At 71.5% G+C, this 26,842-nt stretch carries 1 protein-coding gene (only partly in view); it reads right to left on the reverse strand.

The window, feature by feature from the left end; genetic code table 11:
• Positions 1-26,842, reverse strand: partial view of a non-ribosomal peptide synthase/polyketide synthase gene (locus tag P5P27_RS15135; protein WP_278124798.1) — the 3' portion only. Its footprint extends 16,442 nt past the window's final position; the window shows 26,842 of its 43,284 coding nt (coding positions 16,443-43,284); its start codon lies beyond the right edge, outside the window — the gene reads right to left on this strand; it ends in the stop codon at positions 1-3.

Here is a 26,842-nt window from a genome sequence, read left to right on the forward strand (position 1 = left end):
TCACGGGCGTCCCTCCAGCAGCCGTGCCAGGATGGGCCCGATCTGTGCCAGCGCGTGCGGTGTGGTCATGTCGTTGTGGCTCGCGTCCACGTCGAAGACCACGATCGCCTCGGCCGCATCGGTCCAGTCCTCGCTCGGATCGTCCCGCCGCAGCCGGCCCTGACGCGCCGCGAAGTAGTCCACCCGGCCGTCGAAGAGCTGCGGGCGGTACGACTCGATCTGCCGCGCCACCAGATCGGTGTCCGGCAGCATCGCCCGCAGGTCCTTGCCGACCAATGAGGGCGGCAGGCCCGGCATCTGCGGAAGCAGTTCGAACAACCGCTCGGTGCTGACACCCTCGAGTCCGGCGAGCATCGACGAATCGAAGCCGAGTCCGGCGAGCACCTCGCCCATGTTGTCCGCGGCGGCTGCCTCACCGACCTCCGACAGCGACAGGTGACTGTCGAGCATCGCCAGGGTCGCCACCTGCTGACCGTCGGCCCGCAGTGCGACGGCCATCGCGTGCGCGATGACACCGCCGAGCGACCAGCCGAGCAGGTGGTACGGACCCTCCGGCTGCACCTCGCGGATCTTCGCCAGGTACAGCGCCGCCACCTCTTCCACGGTCTGCGGCATCTCACCGCCGGAGAGCACCGGCGACTGGATGCCGTACACCGGACGGTCGGGGAGGTATCCGGTCAGCCCGCCGTACGACCACGACAGGCCGATGAACGGATGGACGCAGAACAGCGGGGCGGCCCGGCCCTCGGTCCGGAGCGGGAGCAGCACCTGCAGATCGTCACCGGTGTCCTCGGCGCCGAGCTCCGAGAGCCGTTCGGCGATCCGGCGCGGTGTCGCATCGGCGAACATCCACTGCATCGGCACCCGCACGCCGAGTTCGTCGCTGATCAGGCCGACGAGCCTGGTCGCGAGCAACGAATGACCGCCCAGATCGAAGAAGCCGTCGTCGATTCCGACGTCGGTGGTGCCCAGCACCCGCTCGAACGCGTCCACCAGCATCCGCTCCTCGTCCGTGGACGGCGGGACGTACGGCGCACGTTCGGCGAACTCCGGCACCGGCAGAGCCTTCCGGTCGATCTTGCCCGCACCGGTCAGCGGCACGTGATCGATCGCGACCACCGCCGCCGGAACCATGTACGCGGGCAGCGTGCGGGCGACGAACTCGGACAGGGCGTCGGGATCCACCGCCGCCCCCTCCACGGGCAGGACGTAGGCGGCCAGCACGGTCTGTCCGCCCGGTCCGGGAACGCCGATGACGTGTGCGAAGTCGACGCTCGGGTGCGCGCTCAGCGCGGACTCGATCTCGCCGAGCTCGATGCGGAACCCTCGGATCTTGACCTGGAAGTCGGACCGCCCGACGTAGTCGAGCACCCACTCGTCTCCGCTCAGCTCGCCGCCCGGAATCCAACGGACCACGTCGCCGGTGCGGTACATGCGGTCACCCGGCTCTCCGAACGGATTCGGCACGAACCGCTCGGCGGTCAGACTCGGGCGCCGGTGATAGCCGCGCGCCAGACCCGGCCCCATCAGGTACAGCTCGCCGACCACGCCCGCGGCCACCGGCCGCAGGTTCGCGTCGAGCACCACTGCCCCGAAACCGGCACGCGGCGCACCGATCGTGACTCGCTGCCCGGCCTCCACGGCGATCCAGTTGGACCAGACCAGCGCCTCGGTGGGGCCGTACACGTTGACGAACAGGCGTCCCGGCGCCCAGCGCTCCACCAGCTCCGGCGGGCACGCCTCGCCGCCCACCGCGACGACGCGGAGATCGTCGAGTCCGGCCGGGTTCACCGAGGCCAGCGCACCCGGAGTCATCAGCAGGTGGGTCACCCGCTCGGCGCGCAGGAGGTCGGCGAGTTCGGCTCCGCCGAACACCTCCGGCGGGGCGACGACCATTGTCGCGGCCGCGCCGAACGCGATCAGGTACTCGCCCACCGAACCGTCGAAGCTCGGCGAGATGACGTGCAGCATCCGGTCGCCCGGAGCGATCGCCATCCGCACCCGCGCGTCCTGCGCCGATCCGGCCACGTCCCGATGGACCACCACGACGCCCTTCGGCATACCCGTCGACCCGGACGTGTAGATCATGTACGCGGCGGTCTCCGGCCGGATCGGCCGCAGTCGCACCTCGTCGGTGACCGGACCGGCCGGCCGGCCCTGGATCTGCGCGTGGTGCGCGGGATCGTCGAGGACGATCCACTCCAGTCCGCCGCTCGGGCCGCCCCGATGCGCGGTCACGGTGAGCCCGAGGACCGATCCGGAGTCGGTGAGCATGTGCTCGATGCGGTCGGTCGGATAGTTCGGGTCCACCGGCAGGTACGCCGCGCCCGACTTGACGACGGCCCACACCGCGGCCACCGACTCCACCGAGCGGCCGATCGCGATCGCCACGACGTCCTCGGTACCGACGCCGCGTGCGATCAGTTCGCGGGCCAGCCGGTTGGAGTACTCGTCGAGTTCGCGGTACGTGACCGAGCGCTCCCGCGCGACGACGGCGAGCGCGTCCGGGTCGACCGCCGCGGCGGCGGCGAACATGTCCGCCATCGACGCGTACGGGTAGGCCGCGCGTCCGGTCGCCGGCACCAGGGCGGCGCGCTGCGCCGGGTCCATCAGGTCCAGCTCCACCACTCGCGCCGTCTGCTGCTCGGCGAACGCGGTGATCGCCCCCACCAGGACGTCCATCACGCCCTGTGCCCGCTCCGGCGAGAAGGCGCCGTCGAGGTACTTGAGCCGCAGCACCAGCGAGTCCGTGTATTCCGCGGCCAGCGCCAGCGGATAGTGGACCGTGTCGGTGCCCGTCAGACCCTCCACCGTCATTCCGTCGATGTCGCCGCCCTCGCCCGCCTCGACGTCGGGGTACGACTCGAACACCGCGAGGGTGTCGAACCCGGCGCCCGGCCCGGCGATCGCCTGAATCTCCGGCATGCCGACGTAGTGATGGTCGAGCAGATCGGTCTGTTCGGTCTGGATGCGTGCGAGCAGATCCTCGAGCCGCTCCCCGCCGCGGATGCGAACCCGCACCGGCAGAGTGTTGATGAACAGGCCGATCATCTCCTCGACGCCGTCGAGCTGCGGTGGCCGTCCCGAGACGGTGGCGCCGAAGACGACGTCGTCGCGTCCGGTCAGCGCCGACACCACGAGTGCCCATCCCGCCTGCACCACGGTGTTCATCGTGAACCCGCGGTCGCGGCCCAGGGCGTTGAGTCGCTGCGACAGTTCGGCGTCCAGCGTCACCGCGAGCTCACGGGACGACGATCCGTGGTCGACCGCGTCGCCGACCACCAGGGTCGGCTCGTCGACGCCGTCGAGGACGTCCCGCCACACCGACAGCGACTGTGCGCGGTCCTGCTTCGAGAGCCACACCAGGAAGTCCCGGTACGACCGCGCGGGCGGCAGGTGGGTCGCGTCGCCGTGCGTCGCGTAGAGCACGAACAGCTCCCGCAGGAACAGCGGCGTCGACCAGCCGTCGACCAGTGCGTGATGGACCAGGACCGCCAGCCGGTGATCGCCGTCGGCCATCTCGACGAGGGTGAAGCGCAGCATCGGCGGCCGGGACAGATCGAATCCGCTCCGCCGGTCGTCGTCGAGCAGACGCCGCAGCGCCTCATCCCGTTCGGCTTCGGGCACCTGCGTCATCGACACCGATCGGAAGGGCAGTTCCACTCCGTCGAGCACCACCTGCGCCGCGACACCCGCGTCGTAGCTGAAGGCCACGCGCAGGTTCGGGTAGCGGTCCAGGATCGCCTGCCCCGCAGCGCGGAGCCGGTCGGCGTCCACCCGGCCACCGAGCTTCAGCACCATCTGGACCTGGTAGAAGTCCTCGTCGTCGGTCGCGATCTGCGACTGGTAGACGAGACCCTCCTGCAGCGGCGACAGCGACCACACGTCGTCGACGCCGCCGTAGGCGCTCTCCCAGGCGTCGATCTGACGCTGGCTCACCGACACCAGGTCGAAGTCCGACGGGGTGTGCCCACCCGCGTCGGCCCGGTCGGTGTGCCGCGCGAGAGCCGTCAGCGCCGCCACCCACAGATCGGCCAGGCGCGCCACCTCGTCGCGGGTCAGGACGCCACCGGCGTACGCCCAGTCGGCCGTCAGCGACGAACCGACCGCGACCGCGTTCACGTCGAGCAGCGCAGGCACCACCATGTCGGGGTTGCGCGTGCCGCCGAGATTCACGGCCTCGCCCCGCTGCTCGGCTGCCTGCGGTGTCTCGCCGGCGCGCCGTCCGAGGTAGTTGAACCCGATCTGCGGTGTGCGCAGCGTGGACAGACGTGCCGCCGTCTCCGGGTTCATCCTGCGCAGCAGACCGTAGTCGACGCCTCGATCGGGTACGGCGGCCAACTGCTCCTTGACCGCCTTCACCGCCCGACCCAGCTCGGGTCCCGCGGCGAAGGCGTCGTCCAGGTCGATGCCGGAGACGTCGAGCCGGACCGGATACTGCGAGGTGAACCAGCCCACGGTCCGCGACAGGTCCGCGCCGGGGAGCAATTGCTCCTCGCGGCCGTGGCCCTCCAGCGTCACCAGTGCCGTCGACTCGTCGACACCGCGTTCGGCTCGCCAGGCGACCAGCGCCAGGGCCAGCGCCGTCAGCAGTGAATCGTCCACCGATCCGTGGAAGGCCTCGGGCACCCGGTTCAGAACGGCGTCGGTGACGTCGTCGGGAACCACCACGCGGAACTCCTCCACGGTCTCGACGAGGTCGAGCGCCGGGTCGAGCGGGCGCGAGCCCAGATCCGGGTCGGGGCCCTCGAGCACCGACTCCCAGAAGTGGGCGCGATCGGCCGCATCGTCGGTCGAGGCGAGGTCGGCGAGTCCGTGCATCCAGCGCCGGAAGGAGGTTCCCACCTCGGGCAACTGCACCGGTTCTCCGCTCGCGATGCGCCCCCAGGCCACCGTGAGGTCGGCGGCCAGGATGGGCCACGACACCCCGTCGACCGCGAGGTGGTGGACCACCACGAGCAGGTGGCCGAGCCCGTCGGCGTCGTCGCCGACCAGCCACACGGCCTGGACCATCCGGCCGGCCCATGGATCGAGCCGGGTGCCGGCCGCCTCGAGTGCGGCGGACGCCGCGGCGGTGAACTCTCCCGAGTACCGCACCTGCGTCAGGATGCCGGACGGATCGACCGACCCGGCCTCCGCCACGTGCAGCGAGGTGACGCCGTCGGCGTCCACCAGACGGGCACGCAGCATGTCGTGATGGTCGACGACCGCGCCGAGCGCCGCGGTCAGATCCTCGAACGCGGCGGTGCGCGGCAGCGCCAACACTTCGGCCTGCGAGAACCGCGAGTAGCTGCGCCCGTGCTCGATCATCCACCGGCCGATCGGCGGCATCGGAACGTCGCCGACCCCGCCTCCCGGCAACTCGTCGAGGGTCACCAGCTCCGCCGCCTCGGCGGCCACCGCCAGCGCGGCCACCGTGCGGTGCTCGAAGACCATCCTCGGCGTGAGCAGGATCCCCGCGCTCTTGGCCCGCGACACGAGCTGGATCGCCATGATCGAGTCGCCGCCGAGGGTGAAGAACGAATCGTCCACACCGACTCGCTCGGCGCCGAGGAGTTCGGCGATCAGCTGCGCCAGGACCGCCTCGGTGTGGGTGGAGGGCGCACGGTAGGTCTGCGACCGCGACTGCGTGTCGGGTGCAGGCAGCGCCTTCCGGTCGAGTTTGCCCGAGGCGTTCAGCGGAAACGCCGGCAGCACCATGAGCACCGCGGGAACCATGTACTCCGGCAACCGCACCGACAGTGCCGCGGTGAGCGCGTCGACGTCGACGTTCTCCCCCGCAGCGGCCGTCACGTAGCCGACCAATTGCGCAGCGCCGGGGATGTCTTCGCGCACCAGCACCACGGCCTGTGCCACACCCGGCTGCTCCAGCAGGACCGACTCGATCTCGCCGAGCTCGATCCGCAGTCCGCGCAGCTTCACCTGGAAGTCGGTGCGCCCGATGTAGACCAGCTCGATGCCCTCACCGTCCGCGGTCCGCACCCATTTGACGAGGTCACCGGTGCGGTACATCCGCTCGCCCGGCGCATGCGGGTCCGCCACGAAGCGGTCCGCCGACAGATCCGGGCGTCCGACGTAACCGCGGGCCAACTGCACGCCCGCCAGATACAGCTCACCGGCCACCCCGATCGGCACCGGGTTCAGGCGTGCGTCGAGCACGTGCAGTCGGGTGTTCCACACCGGCCGGCCGATCGGCACGGTCACGGTGTCTGCGGCGGTGTACTCGTGGAACGTCACATCCACCGACGCCTCGGTGGGACCGTACAGGTTGTGCAGTCGCGCCGGGCTCAGCGCGGCGAAGGCCTGTGCGGCCTGCGGGGTCAGCGCCTCACCCGAGCAGAACACCTGCCGCAGCGACGGAACCCGACCGGGCTCCACGAGCGAGGTGAACGCGGAGAGCATCGACGGCACGAAGTGCGCAGTCGTCACCGACTCGGCCTCGATGAGATCGGCGAGGTACTGCGGGTCGCGATGGCCGTCCGGCCGGGCGATCACCAGGGACGCACCGACCTGCAAGGGCCAGAAGAACTCCCACACCGACACGTCGAAGGTCGACGGCGTCTTCTGCACCACCGCATCGTCCGAGGTCAGCGGGTAGGCCGACTGCATCCACGCGAGCCGGTTGACCACACCGGAGTGCGGGACCGCGACGCCCTTCGGGCGCCCCGTGGACCCGGAGGTGTAGATCACGTACGCGATGTTCGTTCCGCGCAACGGTGCGAGCCGTTCGGAATCGGTCACCGGACCGTCGGGGTAGTCGTCGACGTCGATCGCACCCAGCGTCCACACCGGGACACCGTCGGGCACCTCGAGGTCCACGCCTGTGTCGGCGAGCACCACCCGCGGTGCCGCCGATTCGAGGACGTACTGGGTCCGCTCGGCGGGGTGGTCCGGGTCGACCGGCACGTACGCACCGCCCGCCTTGATCACCGCGTACATGCCGACCAGCAGGTCGAGCGAGCGGCGCGCCGCCAGGGCGACGTGCACGTCCGGTCCCACACCGGCGTCGATCAGCTTCCGCGCCAGGGCATTGGCCTGAGCGTCGAAGTCCGCGTACGACAGTCGTCGGCCCTCGAAGACCAGTGCCTCGGCGTCCGGCGTCCGCGCGACCTGCGCGTCGAACAGGTCCGCGAGCGTCGCGGGGACGAGATCGTGCCCGGTGGCGTTGACCGCGGCGAGTGCCGAACGGTCGTCCTCGCCGGCGAGCGGCGCATCGCCGACCGCCGCGTCCGGATCGGCGACCAGTGCCCGCAGCACCCGGACGAAGGCGTCGCCGAAACCGCGCACGGTGGACTCGTCGAACAACGCCGTCGCGTAGCCGAACGAGACCGCGATCTCCGCCGGGCTGCCGTCGTCGGCGTATCCCTCCTCGACGCCGATCGACAGATCGAACCTCGCCGGTTCCGGTCCCGAGCCGACCGCCGAGACCGTCAGGCCCGGCAGTTCCAGGTCTTCGCGCTCGAGGTTCTGGAACGAGAGCATCACCTGGAACAGCGGCGAGTGCGCGGTCGACCGTTCGGGATCGAGAACCTCCACCAGACGTTCGAACGGGATGTCGGCGTTGCCGAACGCCGCCAGGTCGAACTCGCGAACCTGGTCGATCAACTCGGCGTACGTGATGCCGGGCTCCACCTGGGCACGCAGCACCAGGGTGCCGACGAACATGCCGACGAGATCGTCGAGCGCGGCGTCTCCACGGCCCGCGGTGGGGGTGCCGACGGCGATGTCCGACGACCCCGACAGCCCCGCGAGCAGCGCCGACAGCGCGGCGTGGACGACCATGAAGACGCTCGCCCCGCGATCCCGCGCCACCTCGATCAGGCCGCGGTGGGTGTCCGCGTCGACGGTGACCGCCACCGCGCCGCCGTCGAGCGACTGCACGCGCGGGCGCGGCCGATCCGCGGGCAGCTCGATCTGCGCGGGCAGATCGGCGAGTGCCTCGGTCCAGAAGGCCAGCTGACGTGCCGCACGCGACTGCGGGTCGCGCTCATCGCCGAGGAGTTCCCGCTGCCAGACGGCGAAGTCCGCGTACTGCACCGGAAGCGGCGTCCACTGCGGCGCCATGCCCGCGGCACGGGAGGCGTACGCGACCATCACGTCGCGCACCAACGGTGCGGTCGACGAGCCGTCGCCGGAGATGTGATGGATCACGACCACGAGCACGCGCTCGTCGGGTGCCGCCTCCAGCAGTTCCATCCGCAGGGGCGGCGCCGCTGTGACGTCGAAGCCGCGGGCCGCGAACGCGGTCACCTCGTCGACGATCCGGTCGGCGGACACCTCGATCACCGGCAGATCGGGAACGGTGTCGGCGGGCAGGATCACCTGATGCGGTTCGCGGCCGACGGCCGGGTACACCGTGCGCAGCGTCTCATGCCGCGCGACCACGTCGGCGATCGCGGCACGCAGCGCGTCCACGTCGAGTTCGCCCGTCAGACGCACCGCGAGCGGGATGTTGTACGCGGCCGACTCGGGATCGAACTGGTTCAGGAACCACATCCGTCGCTGCGCCGGCGACAACGGGATCCGGTGCGGGCGATGGACCGGGACCAGCGCGGGGCGGTCCGCTCCCGAGCCGCGCCGGGCGTCGATCAGCGCGGCCAGACCGGCCACCGTCGGTGCGTCGAACACGTCGCGAACCGCGAGGTCGGCGCCGAGCACCGCGTTGACGCGCGCCGTGACGCGCGTGGCCGACAGCGAGTTGCCGCCGAGATCGAAGAACCCGTCGGTCGATCCGGCGCGGGACACGCCGAGCACCTCGGCGAAGACGCCCGCGAGGATCTCCTCGGTCGGGGTGCGCGGCGGCACATAGGTTCCGGCCGTCTCGGTGATCTCGGGGGCGGGCAGCGCCCGGACGTCGAGCTTGCCCGCGGGGGTCAGCGGAATCTCGTCCAGGATCACGATCGCGGCGGGCACCATGTAGCCCGGCAGCCGCTCGCCGGCGAACGCCAGAAGTTCACGCACTGCGAGCTCCTCGCCGTTCGAGGGCAGCACGTACGACACGAGCAGGGTGTCGCCGCCGTCGGTGACGTGACCGCTGGTGTGCACGAACTCCACCGCCGTGTGGGCGGCCAGCACGGCGTTGATCTCGCCGAGTTCGATGCGGAAGCCGCGGACCTTGACCTGCTGGTCGGAGCGGCCGAGGTACTCCAGGGACAGTCCGCGCTCAGCCTCGACCCAGCGAACGAGGTCGCCGGTGCGGTACATGCGCGCCCCGTTCCCGCCGTACGGGTTCGCGACGAATCGCTCGGCGCTCAGACCGAGCCGATCGTGGTAGCCGCGCGCCAGAGCCGGCCCCGCCACGTACAGCTCACCGGGCACGCCGACGGCCACCGGCCGCAGCCGGGCGTCGAGCACGAGTGCTTCCACACCGCGGTTCGGCGACCCGATGGTGACGGGTTCGGCGGGCTGCAGCGGCCCGTCGATCGTGACCGAGATGGTCGCCTCGGTGGGACCGTACATGTTGAACATGCGGCGCCCCGGCGCCCAGCGGGCGACCAGTTCGGGCGGGCAGACGTCGCCGCCGACGCCGATCATCTCCAGCTGGTCCATGCCCGTCTCGTGGACGGAGGCGAGCGCGGCCGGGGTGATGAAGGCGTGCGTGACATCGTGACGCCGCAGCAGCTCGGCCAGGTCGTCGCCGCCGTACACCGAGGTCGGTGCGATCACGAAGGTGGCACCGGCCCCGAAGGCCAGCAGGTACTCCAGCACCGACGCGTCGAAGCTCGGCGATGCGAAGTGCAGGACCCGCGAACCCGGCCTGGTTCCGCAGCGCTCCCGCAGTTCGGTCGCGAAGTTCATCAGGCCCTCGTGGGTCACCGCGACGCCCTTGGGCAGACCGGTGGAGCCGGAGGTGTAGATGAGGTAGGCGGTCTGCGCGACGTGCAGCGCGGCTGTGCGCTCGGCATCGGTGATCGCCGCGGCCGAGGCCGCGTCCACCGCGCTCGCGGTGTCCGCGTCGTCGAGTGTGAGCCATCGGCCGACGGAGCCGAAGGCGTCGCGCCAGGCCGATGTCGTCACGCCCAGGACCGCACCGGAATCGGTCAGCATGTGTGCGATGCGGTCGGCCGGGTATCCCGGGTCCACCGGCAGGAAGGCCGCGCCGGACTTGGCGATGGCCCACATGGCCACGACGGAGTCGATCGAGCGCGCCATGCCGAGCGCGACCACGGTCTCCGGGCCCGCGCCGCGGGCGATCAGCACCCGCGCCAGCCGGTTGGAGCGTTCGTCGAGTTCGGCGTAGCCGATGGCCTCGTCGCCGAGCACCAGTGCGGTGGACGCGGAGTTCGCCGAGGCCGTGGACGTGAGCATCTCGGCGAGGGTCGCCGGTCCGGCCGGTGCGGCGCCGCGGACCGGTGCGAGCGCCTCGATCTCGGCGTCCTCGAGGAGTTCGATGTCGCCGATCCGCACCCGGGCGTCCGCAGCCACCGCGGCCAGGATGCGCGTGAGGCGGTCGCTGAACGCCCGGACGGAGCTCTCGTCGAAGATGTCGGTGGCGTAGCCGAAGGTCAGCGCGAGCCCGGCCGGACGACCGTCGTCGTCGAAGCGCTCACGGTACGACAGTTCGAGGTCGAACTTCTCCACGTGGGTGTCGTCGGCCAGCCCGGTGACCGTGAGCCCCGGGAGCTCGAACCGCTCCTCGCCGATGTCCTCGGTGGACAGCACCACCTGGAACAGCGGCGAATGCGCGCTGGAGCGCACCGGATCGAGGATGTCGACCAGCCTCTCGAACGGCAGGTCGGCGTTGGCGAAGGCACCGAGGTCGGCACCCCGGGTCTGCGACAGCAGATCGGCGAAGCCGGCGTCCGGTTCCACCTGGGTGCGCAGCACCAGGGTGTTGACGAACATGCCGATCAGATCGTCGAGGGCGCGCTCACCGCGGCCCGCGATCGGCGTGCCGATCGCGATGTCGGAGCTGCTCGACAGTCGCGCGAGCAGTGTCGCCAGCGCCGCGTGGACCACCATGAACATGGTGGCGCCGCCCTCGGACGCGATGTTCCGCAGGCCGTCGTGGACCCGCGCGTCGAGTTCGAAGCCGACGCTCGCGCCCTGCTGCGACCGGTCCGCCGGACGCGGCCGGTCGGTCGGCAGGTCGAGAACCTCGGGAAGGCCCGCGAGCGTGCTCTGCCAGTACTGCACCTGCTGTGCCGCCAGCGACGCCGGGTCGTCCTCCGCCCCCAGCAGCGACCGCTGCCAGATCGCGAAGTCGGCGTACTGGACCTGCAGCGGCGCCCAGCCGGGCTCCGAGCCCGCCGAGCGCGCCAGGTACGCCACCATGACGTCACGTGCCAGCGGCGCCGTCGACGAGCCGTCGCCGACGATGTGGTGGACCACGAACGCCAGCACGTGCTCGTCGGGGGCGATCCGGTACAGGGCCACGCGCAGCGGGGCCTGAGCCGTCACGTCGAAGGGCGCCAGCGCGAAGTCTCGGACGACACCGGCGATCTCGCCGGCGGCCACGTCGACCGGTGCGAGGTCGCCGAGGACCTCGTCGGCGGGCCGGATCGACTGGTAGGGGCCGTCGTCTCCGGCCGGGAAGACCGTGCGGATCGACTCGTGCCGGATCACCACGTCCCGGACGGCCTGAGCCATCGCCGAGGTGTCGAGTTCGCCCGACAATCGCACGGCCAGCGGGACGTTGTACGCCGCCGACTCCGGGTCGTACCGGTTCAGGAACCACATGCGCTGCTGCGCGAGCGAGAGCGGGATCCGCTCCGGGCGCGGCTGCGGCGCCAGTGCGGGGCGGGTCCGGCCGGTGCCGGTCCGCTCGGCCGTCTCGGCGAGCCCGCCGACGGTCGGTGCGTCGAACAGGGCGCGCACGCCGAGGTCGGAGCCGAGAGCCTCGTTGACCCGAGCGATCACCCGGGTGGCGACCAGCGAGTTGCCGCCGAGCGCGAAGAAGTCGTCGGTGACGCCGACCCGATCGAGGCCGAGCACCTCGGCCACCACTCCCGCGACGACCTCCTCGACCGGCGACCGCGGAGCCACGTACTCGCCCGCGTCCGCCTCGAGGTGCGGCGCCGGGAGAGCGCGTCGATCGAGTTTGCCGCTGGCGCCCAGCGGCATCTCGTCGAGCGCGACGAATGCGGCGGGCACCATGTACGCGGGCAGTCGCGTCCCGAGGTACGTCTTCAGTTCGCCCGCGTCGAGAGCCTCGACGCCGGCTGCGACCACGTACGCGACCAGCTGATCGCCGACGTGGTCATCGTGATGGAGGATCACGGCCGTCTGGTCCACCTCGGGGTGGCTCGCCAGCGCCGCCTCGATCTCGCCCAGCTCGATGCGCAGGCCGCGCAGCTTCACCTGGAAGTCGGTGCGCCCCAGGAACTCCAGCCGTCCGGCGTGGTTCCATCGCACCAGATCGCCGGTGCGGTACATCCGGGTGCCGTCGGCCGCGAACGGATCGGCCACGAACCGTTCGGCCGTCAGATCGGGGCGGCCGAGGTACCCGCGGGCCAACTGGACGCCGGTCAGGTACAGCTCGCCCGCCGAGCCCACGGGAACCGGGTGCAGACGGTCGTCGAGCACCAGAGCGCCGGCGTTCCACGACGGACGCCCGATCGGCACCGTCGCGACCTCGCCGAGCGCTTGGACCGCTGGCTCGAACAGGATGCCGACGGTGGTCTCCGTCGGACCGTAGGTGTTGTCGATGACGGTGCCGGTGGCCGCGGTGAACTCCTTCAGGAGTCCGGCCGACAGTTCCTCGCCGCCCGCCACGACGTACTCGAGCGAGTCGAGTGCGGATGCGTGGCCCGCGGTGAGGAACGCGCTGAGCAGCGACGGAACGAACTCCGCGACGGTGACCCGCTGCTCGGCGATGAGTCGGGCCAGATAGTCCGGGTCGCGGTGTCCGCCCGGAGCGGCCACGACGACGCGACCGCCCACCTGGGTGACCGCGAACGTCTCCCAGACCGAGACGTCGAAGGTCGCGGGAGCCTTCTGCACCACTCGGGACGACTCGTCCAGCGAGTACCGGTCGACGATCCACGCGAGGTAGTTCGCGATCGCCTGCTGGGTGAGTGCCACGCCCTTGGGGAGGCCGGTGGAGCCGGAGGTGTAGATCAGGTACGCGAGGTGGTCGCCGCGCAGCGGAACGATCCGGTCGGCGTCGGTCACCGGTTCCGGCGACAGACCCGCGACCGCTTCGTCCTCGAGGAGGATCGGCTCGACGCCGTCGGGCAGTGCCCCGCGGTCGGCCTCGGTGGAGATCACGACGGCCGGCTCGGCCGAGTCGAGCACGTAGGCCGAACGCTCGCGCGGCTGTTCCGGGTCGATCGCGACGTAGGCGCCGCCGGCCTTGGCGACCGCGTACATCGCGGTCAGCATCTCCACCGACCGCGACACGGCGATCGCGACCACCGTGTCCGGTCCCACGCCGGCGCCGATGAGCCGGCGCGCCCAGCGGTTGGCCTGCGCGTCGAAGTCCCGGTAGCTGATCTCGCGGCCCTCGTAGACGACCGCGACCGCATCCGGGGTGGCGGCCACCTGACGTTCGTAGCGCGCCAGCAGAGTCCGCTCGGCGACCTCGACGGCCGGGCCCGCGCCGTCGGCGAGCACCGCGGCGCGCTCTGCCTCCGACAGCCAGGCCGCGTCGCCCACCCGCTGTTCGGGATCGGCGGTCAGCGACGTCAGCAGCCGGACGAACCTCTCGGCGATCGTCGCGACGGTCGAGGCGTCGAACAGTTCGGTGGCGTAGACGAAGTAGGCGTACATCCCATTCGGCTCGCCGTCCTCGGTGACGGCGTCGCCGAGTGTCAGGTCGAGGTCGAACTGAGTCACCTCGACGCCCGGGTCGAGCGCACCGACCGTGAGCCCGGGCAGTTCGAGCTCGGCCCGCTGCTGATTCTGCAGTGACAGCGAGACCTGGAACAACGGGTGATGCGACGTCGAGCGCACCGGATTGAGCGCCTCGACGAGCTGCTCGAAGGGCACGTCGACGTGCCCGAACGCCGCGAGGTCGGACTGGCGCACGCGATCGAGCAATCCGGCGAAGGTCTCGTCGCCGTCGATCTGCGAACGCAGCACGACGGTGTTGACGAACATGCCGACGAGATCGTCGAGCGCGGCCTCGCCGCGGCCGCCGATCGGAGTGCCGACGGCGATGTCGGTCTCCCGAGCCAGCCGCGAGAGCAGCACCGCCAGCGCCGCGTGCACGACCATGAACGGCGTCGCACGATGCGCGGCCGCCAGGTCGGCCACCGCTCGGCGCACGTCCTCGCCGATCTCGAACACGTGCCGGGCTCCGGCCATCGACTGCTCCACCGGACGCGGACGGTCGGTGGGCAGGTCGAGTGCGTCGGGCAGGCCGGCGAGTTCGCTCCGCCAGAAGCCGATCTGCCGCGCGGCCACCGACTCCGGATCGTTCTCGTCGCCGAGGACCGCCCGCTGCCAGACGGCGTAGTCGGCGTACTGCACCTCCAGCGGCGACCAGCCGGGCGCCTCGCCCGCGGCGCGCGCCGTGTAGGCCACCATCACGTCCCGCGCCAGCGGTGCCATCGACATGCCGTCGGCGCTGATGTGATGGACCACCATCACCAGCACGTGCTCGGCGACGTCGGTGTCGGCCACCTGGAGCAGCCGCACCCGCACCGGCGGAGCGGCCGTCACATCGAAGCCGGAGCCGAGGACGTCCGCGACCGCGGGAAGCAGATCCGCCGCGTCGACGGCGACCGGTGTCAGGTCCACCGGGACCGCCGCGGTCGGCAGCACATCCTGGTAGGGCCCGTCGGCCGAGTCCGGGAAGCGGGTGCGCAGCGACTCGTGCCGCTCCAGCACGTCGGTGATCGCGGCGGCGAGGGCATCCACGTCGAGATCGCCGGTGAGGCGAATCGCCATCGGAATGTTGTATGCGGGCGACGACGGGTCGAACTGCGCGAGGAACCACATCCGCTGCTGAGCCAGCGAGAGCGGCACCCGGTCCGGTCGCGGCCCGGCGACCAGCGCCGGGCGCTCGGCGGTCCGGCCGGTCCGCTCGTAGCACTGGGCCAACTCGGCGGCCGACGGCGCGTCGAACAGGTCCCGCACGCCGAACTCGGCGTCGAGCGCCGCGTTGACGCGCGCCACCACCCGGGTCGCGACCAGCGAGTTGCCGCCCAGATCGAAGAAGCCGTCGTGAACGCCGACGCGGTCGACTCCGAGCACCTCGGCGAAGACGTCGACGATCGCCTGCTCGACCGCATCGCGCGGGGCGACGAACTCCGTCGCGGCACCTGCCGTGTCGGGGGCGGGCAGCGCTCGGCGGTCGAGCTTGCCGTTGGCCGTCAGCGGGAACTCGTCGAGCACGACGATCGTCGACGGGACCATGTACGCGGCCAGGAATCCGCTGACGTGGTCCAGCACCGCGCCGGGCTCCACGTGGGCGCCGGCCTCGGGCACCACGTAGCCGACGAGGCGGTCGCCGGTGTGCTCGTCGGTGTGCACGACCACCGCGGAGGCGGCCACACCGCGATACCGCATCAGCGCGGACTCGATCTCACCGAGTTCGATCCGGAATCCGCGCAACTGCACCTGGAAGTCGCTGCGGCCCAGATACTCCAGCTGTCCGTCGGCGTTCCAGCGGGCCAGGTCGCCGGAGCGGTACATGCGTTCGCCGGGCGCACCGAACGGATCCGCCACGAATCGCTCGGCCGACAGGTCGGGACGGCCGAGATAGCCGCGCGCCAGCTGGCCGCCGTGGACGTACATCTCGCCGACGACGCCCACCGGTGCGGGCTGCAGCCGGGAGTCGAGGACGTAGACGCCCATGCCCGGCAGTCCGCGCCCGATGACGCTGGCCTTGGACGCGCGGGCGAACTCGCGGTCGAGCGGCAGATAGCTGACGTGCACCGTGGTCTCGGTGATGCCGTACATGTTGACCAGCGCGACCTCCTGGTCGTCGTGCCGCTCGTACCAGCGCTCCAACTGCGCGAGGTCGAGCGCCTCGCCGCCGAAGACGACGTAGCGCAGCGCCAGATCGGGAACGGACTCCTCCCCCGCGCCCGCTACGCGGTCGGCTTCGGCCAGCTGATAGAAGGCCGACGGCGTCTGGTTGAGGACCGTGACGCGCTCGCGACGCAGCAGTTCGAGGAACTCGTCCGGCGAACGCGAGGTCAGGTAGTCGACGATCACCAGGGCGCCGCCGTGCAGCAGCGGGCCCCACAGCTCCCACACGGAGAAGTCGAAGGCGTAGCTGTGGAACATGGTCCACACGTCGGTCTCGTCGAAGCCGAAGTCGAGCTGGGTGTCGGCCATCAGCGTCAGCACGTCGACGTGGGGAATCACCACGCCCTTGGGTCGCCCGGTGGACCCCGACGTGTAGATGACGTACGCGGGATGCTGCGGGCGCAGCGGTGCCAGTCGGTCGGCGTCGGTCACCGGGCCCTCCGGCTGCGCCGCCATCCGCTCGGCGAGGTCCGGCGAATCGAGCAGCAGGACGGGCAGTTCGTGCGCGGGCAGGGACTCCGCGTCGGCGGCGGTGGACACGACCACCGTCGGACGGGCGTCGGCGAGCATGTACGACAGCCGGTCCTGCGGGTACGTGACGTCGACGGGCACGTATGCGCCGCCCGCGGTGACCACCGCGAGCAACGCCACGGCCAGGTCGGCCGTCCGCGGCATGGCGACCGCGACCAGCGACTCGGGCCCGACGCCCTCGGCGATGAGCACCCGGGCCAGACGGTCGACCCGTCCGGCCAGTTCCGCATAGGTCAGCCGCTCGCCGCCCGCGACCACGGCGGTCCGGTCGGCGTGGGCCGCCGCCTGCGCGGCGAACGCATCGGCCAGCGTGTCGGCCGTGGGCGCGACACCGGGCACGAAGCCCAGTCCCAGCACGTCGGAACGCTCGGCGTCGCTCAGCACGCCGATCGACGCGATCGGTGCCTCCGGCGTTTCGGCGAATGCGGTGAGCACCCTCTCCACGCGGTCGAGCACGGTCTCCGCCGCGGCGGCGTCGTACAGATCGGTCAGGTACTTGAGCTGCAGGTGGAGACGGTCGGCTGAACTCGCCACCAGCGTCAGCGGGTAGTGGGTGGAGTCCATGCCGCGCAGTCCGGTGACCCGCATGCCGTCGATGTCGGCGGCCTGCGCGAGGGCCTCGGAATCGACCGGGTACGACTCGAAGACGCTCAGCGTGTCGAATCCCGCGCCCGCGCCCACCGCGCGCTGGATCTCCGAGAGACCCAGGTAGTGGTGGTCGAGCAGTGCCGCCTGTTCGGCCTGCAGGCGCCGCAGGAACTCCTGCGCCGACTCCCCCGGACGCACCGTGACACGCACGGGCAGGGTGTTGATGAACAGGCCGATCATCGATTCCACGCCCGGAAGGTCCGCGGGCCTGCCGGAGACGGTGGTACCGAAGGTGACGTCGTTGCGACCGGTCTGCGCCGACAGCACCAGACCCCACGCCGCCTGGACGAGGGTGTTGAGGGTGATGCCGTGAGCCCGCGCCAGTGCGCCGAGGGTGGACGTCAACCCGGCGGGCAGCAGCCGTTCGGTGTCGGCGGAGTCGGCCGATGCCGCCGTCGCCTCGCCGGCGACGAGTGTCGGCTCGTCGAGTCCGTCGAACGCGGCGGCCCAGGCGGTCAGCGACGACCGGTGGTCGCGGTGCGAGAGCCACACGAGGAACTCGCGGTACTCGCCGACGACGGGCAGCGCCGAGCCGTCACCGGAGGCCGCGTACAGGAACAGCAGGTCCTTGAGCAGCAGCGGTGTGGACCAGCCGTCCAACAGGACGTGGTGGTTGGTCGAGAGCATCCGGTAGTCGGACTCGCCCAGTCGGGCGAGGGTGAACCGCAGCAGCGGCGGCGTCGCCATGTCGAAGCCGCGCCGGCGGTCGGCGGCCAGCAGATCGTCGAAGGCCGCTTGCGGGTCCGCGGCGGCCCGGAGGTCCACCTCGGCCCACGGCAGCCTCACGGCCGCGGGCACCACCTGGACGGGCAGTCCGTCGATCGAGTCGAAAGCGACCCGGAGGTTCGCATGCCTGCGCAGCAGTGCCTCGCCCGCCGCGCGGAGGCGGGCGGGATCGACCACGCCCTCCAGCGTGAGGACGGTCTGCACCATGTAGGCGTCGAGTTCGTCACCCGCGAACTGCGCGTGGAAGAGCAGTCCCTCCTGCAGCGGCGAGAGCGACCAGATGTCGGCCACGTCGCCGTGACGCTCCTCGACGGCCTCGACGGCTCGCTGGTCGAGCCGCACCAGCGGCAGATCCGACGGGGTGAGACCGCCGGCACCGGGCGCGTCCGCGTACCGGGTCAGAGCCGTGAGCGCCTCCACCCACAGATCTGCGATCTCGCGGACCTGTTCGGCGGTGAAGACACCGGTGGCGTAGGAGAAAGTGGCGCCCAGGCGCGTGCCGTCGGCGGAGTCGACCGCCGAGGCGTTGATGTCGAGCGCGGCCGGGAGGGCCATCGCGGCATCACGCGTGCCGCCCAGGCTTCCGGAGTCGCCGTCGAGCTGCCACGGGGCGTCGTCGACTGTCCCGGTGCCCGCGGAGACGCGGCCGAGGTAGTTGAAGCCGATCTGCGGCGTGCGCAGTCCGGCGAGCGCCGAGCGCCCCTCCTCGGTCAGATAGCGCAGCATGCCGTAGCCGATGCCGTTGTCGGGCACCGCGCGCAACTGCTCCTTGACCCGCTTGAGCGCGGCGCCGGCCGCCGGACCACCGGCCAGCGCGTCGTCGACGTCGAGTCCCGAGAGGTCGACGCGCACCGGGTACGAGCTGGTGAACCAGCCGACCGTGCCGGACAGGTCGGCGCCGGGGACGGCCTGCTCTTCGCGGCCGTGCCCCTCCAGCGTGACGAGTGCGCTCGGGGCGTGGACTCCCCGCGCCGCTCGCCACGCCGCGACGGCCAGTGCCAGCGCGGTCATCAGGGAGTCGGTCGCCGAGCCGTGGACCGTTCCCGGTACCCGGCCGAGGACGGCCTCGGCGATCTGCGGCGGCAACTCGATCCGCAGGTCATCGACGGTCTCGACGGTGTCGATCTCGGGGTCGGCGTACCGCGCACCCAGCGCGGGATCGTCGCCGGTCAGAGTGGAACGCCAGAACTCGAGTTCCCCGGCCCGCGACGGTGCGGCCTCGGCGAGGGCGTGGGCCCAGCGGCGGAACGACGTCGCCACCGGCGACAGTTCCGCCGTGGCCCCCTCGGTGACGCGGTACCAGGCCAGCGCGAGGTCGGGAACCAGCGACCGCCACGAGACACCGTCCACCACGAGGTGGTGGGCCAGGACCAGCAGACGGTCGCGCCCGCCGTCGGTGCGGTGCAGCCAGACGAACTGGGTCGTCACGCCGGACCGCGGATCGAGCCGGGCACCGGCGCGGCGCATCTGTTCCTCCGCGGCCGCGGCGAAGGCCTCGGTTCCGGGAGCGGCGTCGACGTCGACGCGGGTCAGCAGTCCGGCCGCCGGAACCGAGCCCACCGGGCCGATGGACAGACCGGTGGCGTCGGCAGCGGTTCCGGTACTCGTGACGAGGCGGGCGCGCAGGACGTCGTGGTGGTCGAGCAGCATGGCGATCGCGGCCGCCAGATCCGACTCCTCGACGGACTCGGGGAGCGTCAGGAGCACGGCCTGGGAGAACTCGTCGTACGCACGGAGGTCTTCGATCATCCAGTGCATGATCGGCGTCAGCGGTGCCTCGCCGACCCCGCCTCCCGGCAGCTCGTCCAGGCCGGCTGCGGCCTCGGCGGCGGCCACCCGCGCCAGCGCGGCGACGGTGCGGTGCTCGAAGACCTGGGCCGGACGCAGGACGATGCCCTCGCGCTTGGCGCGCGAGACCAGCTGAATGGCCATGATCGAGTCGCCGCCCAGCGCGAAGAAGGAGTCGTCCACACCCACGCGGTCGAGACCGAGCAGTTCGGCGACCAGATCGCAGAGCACGGTCTCGACACGGTCGGCCGGTGCGCGGTACTGCGTGACCGACTCGGTCCGGTCGGGCGCGGGCAGCGCCTTGCGGTCGAGCTTGCCCGAGGCGTTCAACGGGAACTCGTCGAGCGGCATCAGCACCGTGGGCACCATGTACTCCGGCAGGCGAGCCGAGATCGCCTCGGTGAGAGCGTCGACATCGAGTTCACCGGACGCGACGTCGCCGACGACGTAGCCGACGAGCTGCTGTGCGCCCGGAACGTCTTCGCGCACCACCACGACGGCTTGCGCGACCGTCGGCTGATCGAGCAGCGCCGCCTCGATCTCGCCGAGCTCGATGCGCAGACCGCGAAGCTTGACCTGGAAGTCGGTGCGGCCGATGTAGTCCAGTTCCAGCCCGCCGTCGGTCCGGACCCATCGGACCAGGTCGCCGGTGCGGTACATCCGCTCCCCGTCGGCCGCCGGGTTCGCCACGAAGCGGTCGGCGGTGAGGTCCGCGCGTCCCACGTAACCGCGCGCCAGCTGCACGCCGGCGAGATACAGTTCGCCTGCCACGCCGACCGGCACCGGATGCAGACGGTCGTCGAGGACGTGGACTCCGGTGTTCCACACCGGGGCGCCGATCGGCACGGCGGCCGTGTCGGCCGGGGTGACCTCGTGGTAGGTGACGTCGACGGCCGCCTCGGTGGGGCCGTAGAGGTTGTGCAGACGCGCATCGCTCAACGCCGCGAAGGCCTGCGCGGCCCGCGGCGTCAGTGCCTCGCCCGAGCAGAACACCTGGCGCAGCGAGCCGACCGATCCCGGAGCCACCGCCCCGGTGAACGCCGACAGCATCGACGGGACGAAGTGCGCGGTGGTGACCGACTCCGCCTCGAACAGCTCGGCGAGGTACAGCGGGTCGCGGTGCCCGTCCGGCTGCGCGATGACGAGCGACGCGCCCACCTGCAGCGGCCAGAAGAACTCCCACACCGACACGTCGAAGGTCGCGGGGGTCTTCTGCGCCACAACGTCGTCCGGGGTGAGCGCGTACTCGTGCTGCATCCAGGCGAGGCGATTCACGATCGCCGAATGCGGCACCGCGACGCCCTTGGGGCGGCCGGTGGAACCGGAGGTGTAGATGACGTACGCGGTGTTCGTCCCGCGCAGCGGCGCCGACCGCTCGGCATCGGTGATCGGCGCTGTCGACCATCCGTCGAGGTCCACCGTGTCGACGGTCCACACCGGCAACCCGTCGGGCGCGGGAAGGTCGGTGTCCGACGCCGTCAGCAGCACGGCGGGCGAGGCGGAGTCGAGCACGTACAGGGTGCGCTCGGCGGGATGGTCGGGATCGACCGGGACGTAGGCGCCGCCGGCCTTGACGATCGCGTACATCGCGGTGAGCAGTTCCAGCGACCGCGGAAGGCCGAGTGCCACCGGGACGTCCGGTCCCACGCCCGCGTCGATCAGCATCCGTGCGAGCGCGTTGGTCCGGGCGTCGAACTCCGCGTAGGTGAGGCTCTGCCGGGAGGCGCCGGAGCCGAACACCAGCGCCGTGGCGTCCGGAGTGCGCGCGGCCTGCGCGGCGAACACTCCCGCGAGCGTGCCCGGTTCCACCGGAGCAGCGGTCGTGTTGACCGCGGCCAGGTCGGCTCGGTCCTGCGCGGAGGTGACGGGCACGTCGCCGACGATGCGGTCGGCGTCGTCGCAGATCCCGTGCAGGACCGCGAGGTAGGCCTCGGCGAAGCGTTCGACGGTCGTCCGGTCGAACAGCGCCGTGGCGTAGCTGAACGTCGCGGGCAGATCGGCGGGCGACCCGTCGGCGTCCCGCCGGTCGGTCACGGTCAGCTGCAGATCGAACTTGGCGACATCGAAGTCGGAGGTGAGTCCGCTCACCGACAGACCCGGCAGGTCGAAGCTCGCCGGGGCGTTGTTCTGCATGGTGAACATCACCTGGAACAGCGGCGAGACCGCCGTCGACCGCGACGGCGCCAGCACGTCGACGAGTTGCTCGAAGGGCATGTCGGCGTGGGTGAACGCGGCGAGATCGTTCTGCCGGACCTGCGCCAGCAGGTCGGCGAAGCTCGCACCGCCGTCGACGCGGGTACGCAGCACCAGGGTGTTGACGAACACGCCGACCAACTCGTCGAGTGACTGCTCGCCGCGCCCGGCCACGGGCGTGCCGATCGCGATGTCGGATTCGCGGCCCAACCGGGACAGCAGCGCGGCGAAGGCCGCGTGCAGCACCATGAACAGGGTCGCGTCGTGCGCCTCCGCGACCTCGAGGAGCCGCCTGTGCAGGCGGGCGTCGATCGTGAACGGGCTGCCCGCACCGGCCGTCGACTGGACCGCCGGACGCGGCCGGTCCATCGGCAGGTCCAGCACCTCGGGCAGACCGGCGAGGCGATCGGTCCAGTAATCGCGCTGGCGCCCCAGCAGTGACTCCGGATCGTCCACGTCGCCGAGCGTCTCGCCCTGCCAGAGCGCGTAGTCGGCGTACTGGACCGGCAACGGCGACCACTGCGGCGCCGCACCGGCGGCACGCGCGGTGTACGCGACCATGATGTCGCGGGCGAGGGGCGCGACCGACGCACCGTCGGCCGTGATGTGGTGCATGGTGACCACGAGCACGTGCTCGCGGGGGCTCTGCTCCAGCAGCGCGATCCGCACCGGCGGCCGCGCGGTCACGTCGAAGCCCTCGGAGATCAGGTCGACCGCGCGCGCGACGACCTCGGCCTCGGTCACCGGGATCGGCGTGATGTCCACGCGAGAGGCCGGGAGAATCTCCTGGTAGGGACCGTCGGCGGAGTCCGGGTACACGGTGCGGAGCACCTCGTGACGCGCGAGCACGTCCTCCACTGCCTGTTCGAGGGCGGCGACGTCGAGTTCGCCGCTCAACCGCACGGCCAGGGGCACGTTGTACGCGGCCGACTCCGTGTCGAACTGATTGAGGAACCACATCCGGCGCTGGGCCAGCGACAGCGGAATCCGATCCGGACGCGGGCGGGCCGTGAGCGGAGGCCGCTCGTCGGCGGTCGCCGTCTCCAGATGGGCGGCGAACTCGGCCACCGTCGGGGCGTCGAACAGGTCGCGGACCCCGACGCGCACGCCGAGCGCCGCGCCGACGCGCGCGGTGACCTTCGTCGCCGACAGCGAGTTGCCGCCGAGGTCGAAGAACCCGCTGCTGACGCTGACGCGCTCGAGGCCGAGGACCTCGGCGAAGACGCCTGCGACGATCTCCTCGGTGAGGCTGCGGGGCGCCTGGTAGTCGCCCTCCTCGATGGTGAACGACGGCGCGGGCAGTGCCCGGCGGTCCAGCTTGCCCGCAGGCGTGAGCGGGACCTCGTCGAGTGCGACGACCTGAGCGGGAACCATGTACGCGGGCAGGAACTCCGCCGCGAACGATTTCAGCGCGACCTCGTCGACCACGTGTCCGGGAGCGGGCAGCACGTACGACACCAGCGCGGTGCCGCCGTCGGGTGCGGTGACGCCCTCCGTGGTGACGAATCCGACGCTGTCGTGGCACGAGAGCGCGCCGCTGATCTCGCCGAGTTCGATGCGGAAGCCGCGGACCTTGACCTGGAAGTCCGAGCGGCCGACGTACTCGAGCCGCCCGTCGCGCGTCCACCGGACCACGTCGCCGGTGCGGTACATCCGCTCGCCCTCGCTGAACGGGTTCGCGACGAATCGCTCGGCGGTCAGCCCGGCGCGATCGTGGTAGCCGGCGGCCAAGGCCGGTCCGGCGAGGTAGAGCTCACCGGCCACTCCCACCGGAGCCGGCCGGAGGCGGCCGTCGAGCACGGTCAGCCGGAAGCCGCGCGTCGGTGCGCCGATCGTGATCGGCGCACCCGCACGCAGGGGCTCGGACACCGTGCACCAGACGGTGGTCTCGGTGGGTCCGTACAGGTTCAGCATGGTGCGCTCGGGTGCCCAGCGGGCCACGAGTTCGGGCGGGCAGGCGTCGCCCGCCACGGCCAGCACGCGCAGGTCGTCCAGTCCCTGCGGATCGGCCGCGGCCAGCGCGGCCGGCGTGATGCAGGCGTGGGTCACCCGGTTCGCGCGCAGGAAGTCCGACAGTTCCACGCCGCCCAGCAGCCCCGCGGGCGCGACGACCATCGTCGACGCGCTGCCGAAGGCCATCATCATCTCGAACACCGAGGCGTCGAAACTCGGTGACGCGAACTGCAGCGACCGCGAGCCGGGGACCAGCTGCATGTGCGCGCGCTGCTCCGCGACCAGGTTCGCCAGTCCCCGATGGGTCACCACGACGCCCTTGGGCAGACCGGTGGACCCGGAGGTGTAGATGACGTAGGCCGGCGAGTCCACGCGCATGCGGCGCACCGGGGTCACCTCGGCGACCGACTCGGCCGCCAGCAGCGCATCGATCTCGTCGAAGACGATCCAGTCGACCTCACCGGAGAGCTCGGGACGCTCGGTCGACGTCGTGAGACCGATCCGTACACCCGAATCGGTCAGCATGTGCGCGATGCGGTCGGCCGGATAGCTCGGATCGATCGGCAGGAACGCCGCGCCGGTCTTGACGATCGCCCAGACGGCAGTCGCGGTGCGGATCGATCGCGGCATGGCGACCGCGACGTAATCGCCGGTGCCGATGCCGCGCTCGGCCAGCAGCCGGGCCAGCTGGTTCGACCGCTCGTCGAGCTGACGATAGGTGAGCGCCGCGGAGCCCTCCTCCACCGCGATCCGGTTCGGATCGTCGGCGACGGCGTCGGCCAGGATCTGCGGGAAGGTGCGGGGCGCCACGGACGCCGGGCCGGCGACCGCGCTCAACTCGTCGCTCTCGGTCGGCGACAGGATCGGGACGTCGCCGATCGGCACCGTCGGGTCCACGACCACGGTCGACAGGATGCGCACGAGCCGCTCCGCGAAGACCTGGACGGTCGACGCGTCGAAGAGGTCGGTGGCGTAGTCGAACGAGGCCCGCATCCCGGCCGGAGTACCCGATTCGTCGACGGTCTCGGCGACCGTCAGCTGCAGGTCGAACTTCGCGACGTCGGCGCTGATCTGCTCCGGCGCGATGGCCAGGCCCGGCAGCTCCACCGCGACCTCGCCCGCATTCTGGAAGTCGAGCGCCACCTGGAACAGCGGATGGTGCGACTGCGAGCGGGTGGGGCTGATCGCCTCGACCAGACGCTCGAAGGGCAGTTCGGTGTGCCCGAACGCGGCCAGGTCGGTGGCGCGCGTCTGAGCGAGGACACCGGCGAAGTCGACTTCGGGCTCCACCACGGTGCGCAGGACCAGGGTGTTGACGAACATGCCGACGAGCCCGTCGAGTTCGGGTTCCCCGCGGCCGGCGACCGCGGTGCCTATCGCGATGTCGGTGGTGGCCGACAGTCGGGCCAGCAGCACCGAGAGCGCCGCATGCATCACCATGAACGTCGACGCGCCGTGCGCGCGACCGATCTCGGTGACCGCGCGATGCACTTCACCGTCGATGGTGAACTCCACACGGCCACCGCGCATCGACGGACGCGCCGGGCGCGACCGGTCGGTGGGCAGGTCGAGCTGATCGGGGAGCCCGGCGAGCGCCTTGGTCCAGTAGGCCAGCTGGCGTGCACCGCGCGAGTGCGGGTCGTCCAGGTCTCCGAGGAGCTCACGCTGCCAGATCGCGTAGTCGGCGTACTGCACCGGCAACGGCGCCCAGTCCGGGGCGTGACCCGCTGCGCGGGCGGTGTAGGCGGTGATGACGTCGCGGACCAGCGGTGCCAGCGACGACGCGTCGGACGCGATGTGGTGCAGGACCAGCACGAAGACGTGATCGGTCACGTCCTCGCCCGGTTCCGCCACCCGCAGCAGAGCGGCGCGGATGGGGACCTCGGCGGTCACGTCGAAGCCTTCGGTGGCCAGCGCCGCGACGCGGCCCGCCACCTCGTCCGGGCCGACCCGGTCACGGATCAGGTCCAGTCCCGCCGATTCCGCGTCGAGGATCTGCTGGTGCCCGCCGTCCCCCGCATCGGGGTAGACGGTGCGCAGCGTCTCGTGCCGCGCGACCACGTCGCCCAGCGCGGCGCCGAAGGCATCGGCGTCGAGCTCACCGGTGAGCCGGACCGCCAGCGGGATGTTGTACGCCGCCGACGAGGGGTCGAGCCGGTTGAGGAACCACATTCGCTGTTGCGCCAGAGACAGCGGTGCCCGCGCCGCCCGCTCACGCGGCGTCAGCGCCGGGCGGCCGTCGGCCGAGCCTCGAGACACGCGGGTGGCGAGTTCGGCGACGGTCCGTGCCTCGAAAAGATCCCGCACTCCCAGGTCGGAGCCGAACTCGGCGTTGATCTGCGCGACGACGCGCGTCGCGATCAGCGAGTTGCCGCCGAGGTCGAAGAAGTCGTCGGTGGCGCCGACGCGCTCGGCACCGAGCACCCGGCCGACCACCTCGGCCACGCCGACCTCCACCTCGCCCACCGGCGCGACGTGAACCGCCGCGCGGGTGAACTCCGGTGCGGGCAGCGCCTTGCGGTCGACCTTGCCGATCGGGGTCAACGGCACCTCGTCGATCACCATGATGACCGCGGGGACCATGTACGGCGGCAGCCGGTGCGCGGCGTGCGCCGCCAGCGCATCGGTGTCGACGACAGCTCCGGCCACCGGCTGGACGTAGCCGACCAGCACGGTGTCGCCGGCCGGTCCGGGGACACCCAACGTGACGGCGAAGGCCACGTCGGGGTGCGAGGTGAGCGCGGCGTCGATCTCGCCGAGTTCGACGCGGAAGCCGCGGATCTGCAGCTGGAAGTCGGATCGGCCGATGTAGGCGAGTTCGCCGTCTGCGGTCCAGCGCACCACGTCGCCGGTGCGGTACATCCGCTTCCCCACCGCGTACGGGTTCGCGACGAACCGCTCGGCGGTGAGACCGCGCCGGCCGAGGTAGCCGCGCGCGAGGCCGGCGTTGGTGATGTACAGCTCGCCCGGCGTCCCGACCGGGACCGGCCGCAGCCGGTCGTCGAGAACCAGGGTGTGCACGCCGCTCATCGCCGAGCCGATCGTGATCGGCTCGCCCGCGGCGAGCGGATCGGTCATCGTGACG

It is taken from the genome of Gordonia sihwensis (assembly GCF_029632925.1).
GTDB classification, from domain to species: Bacteria; Actinomycetota; Actinomycetes; order Mycobacteriales; family Mycobacteriaceae; genus Gordonia; species Gordonia sihwensis.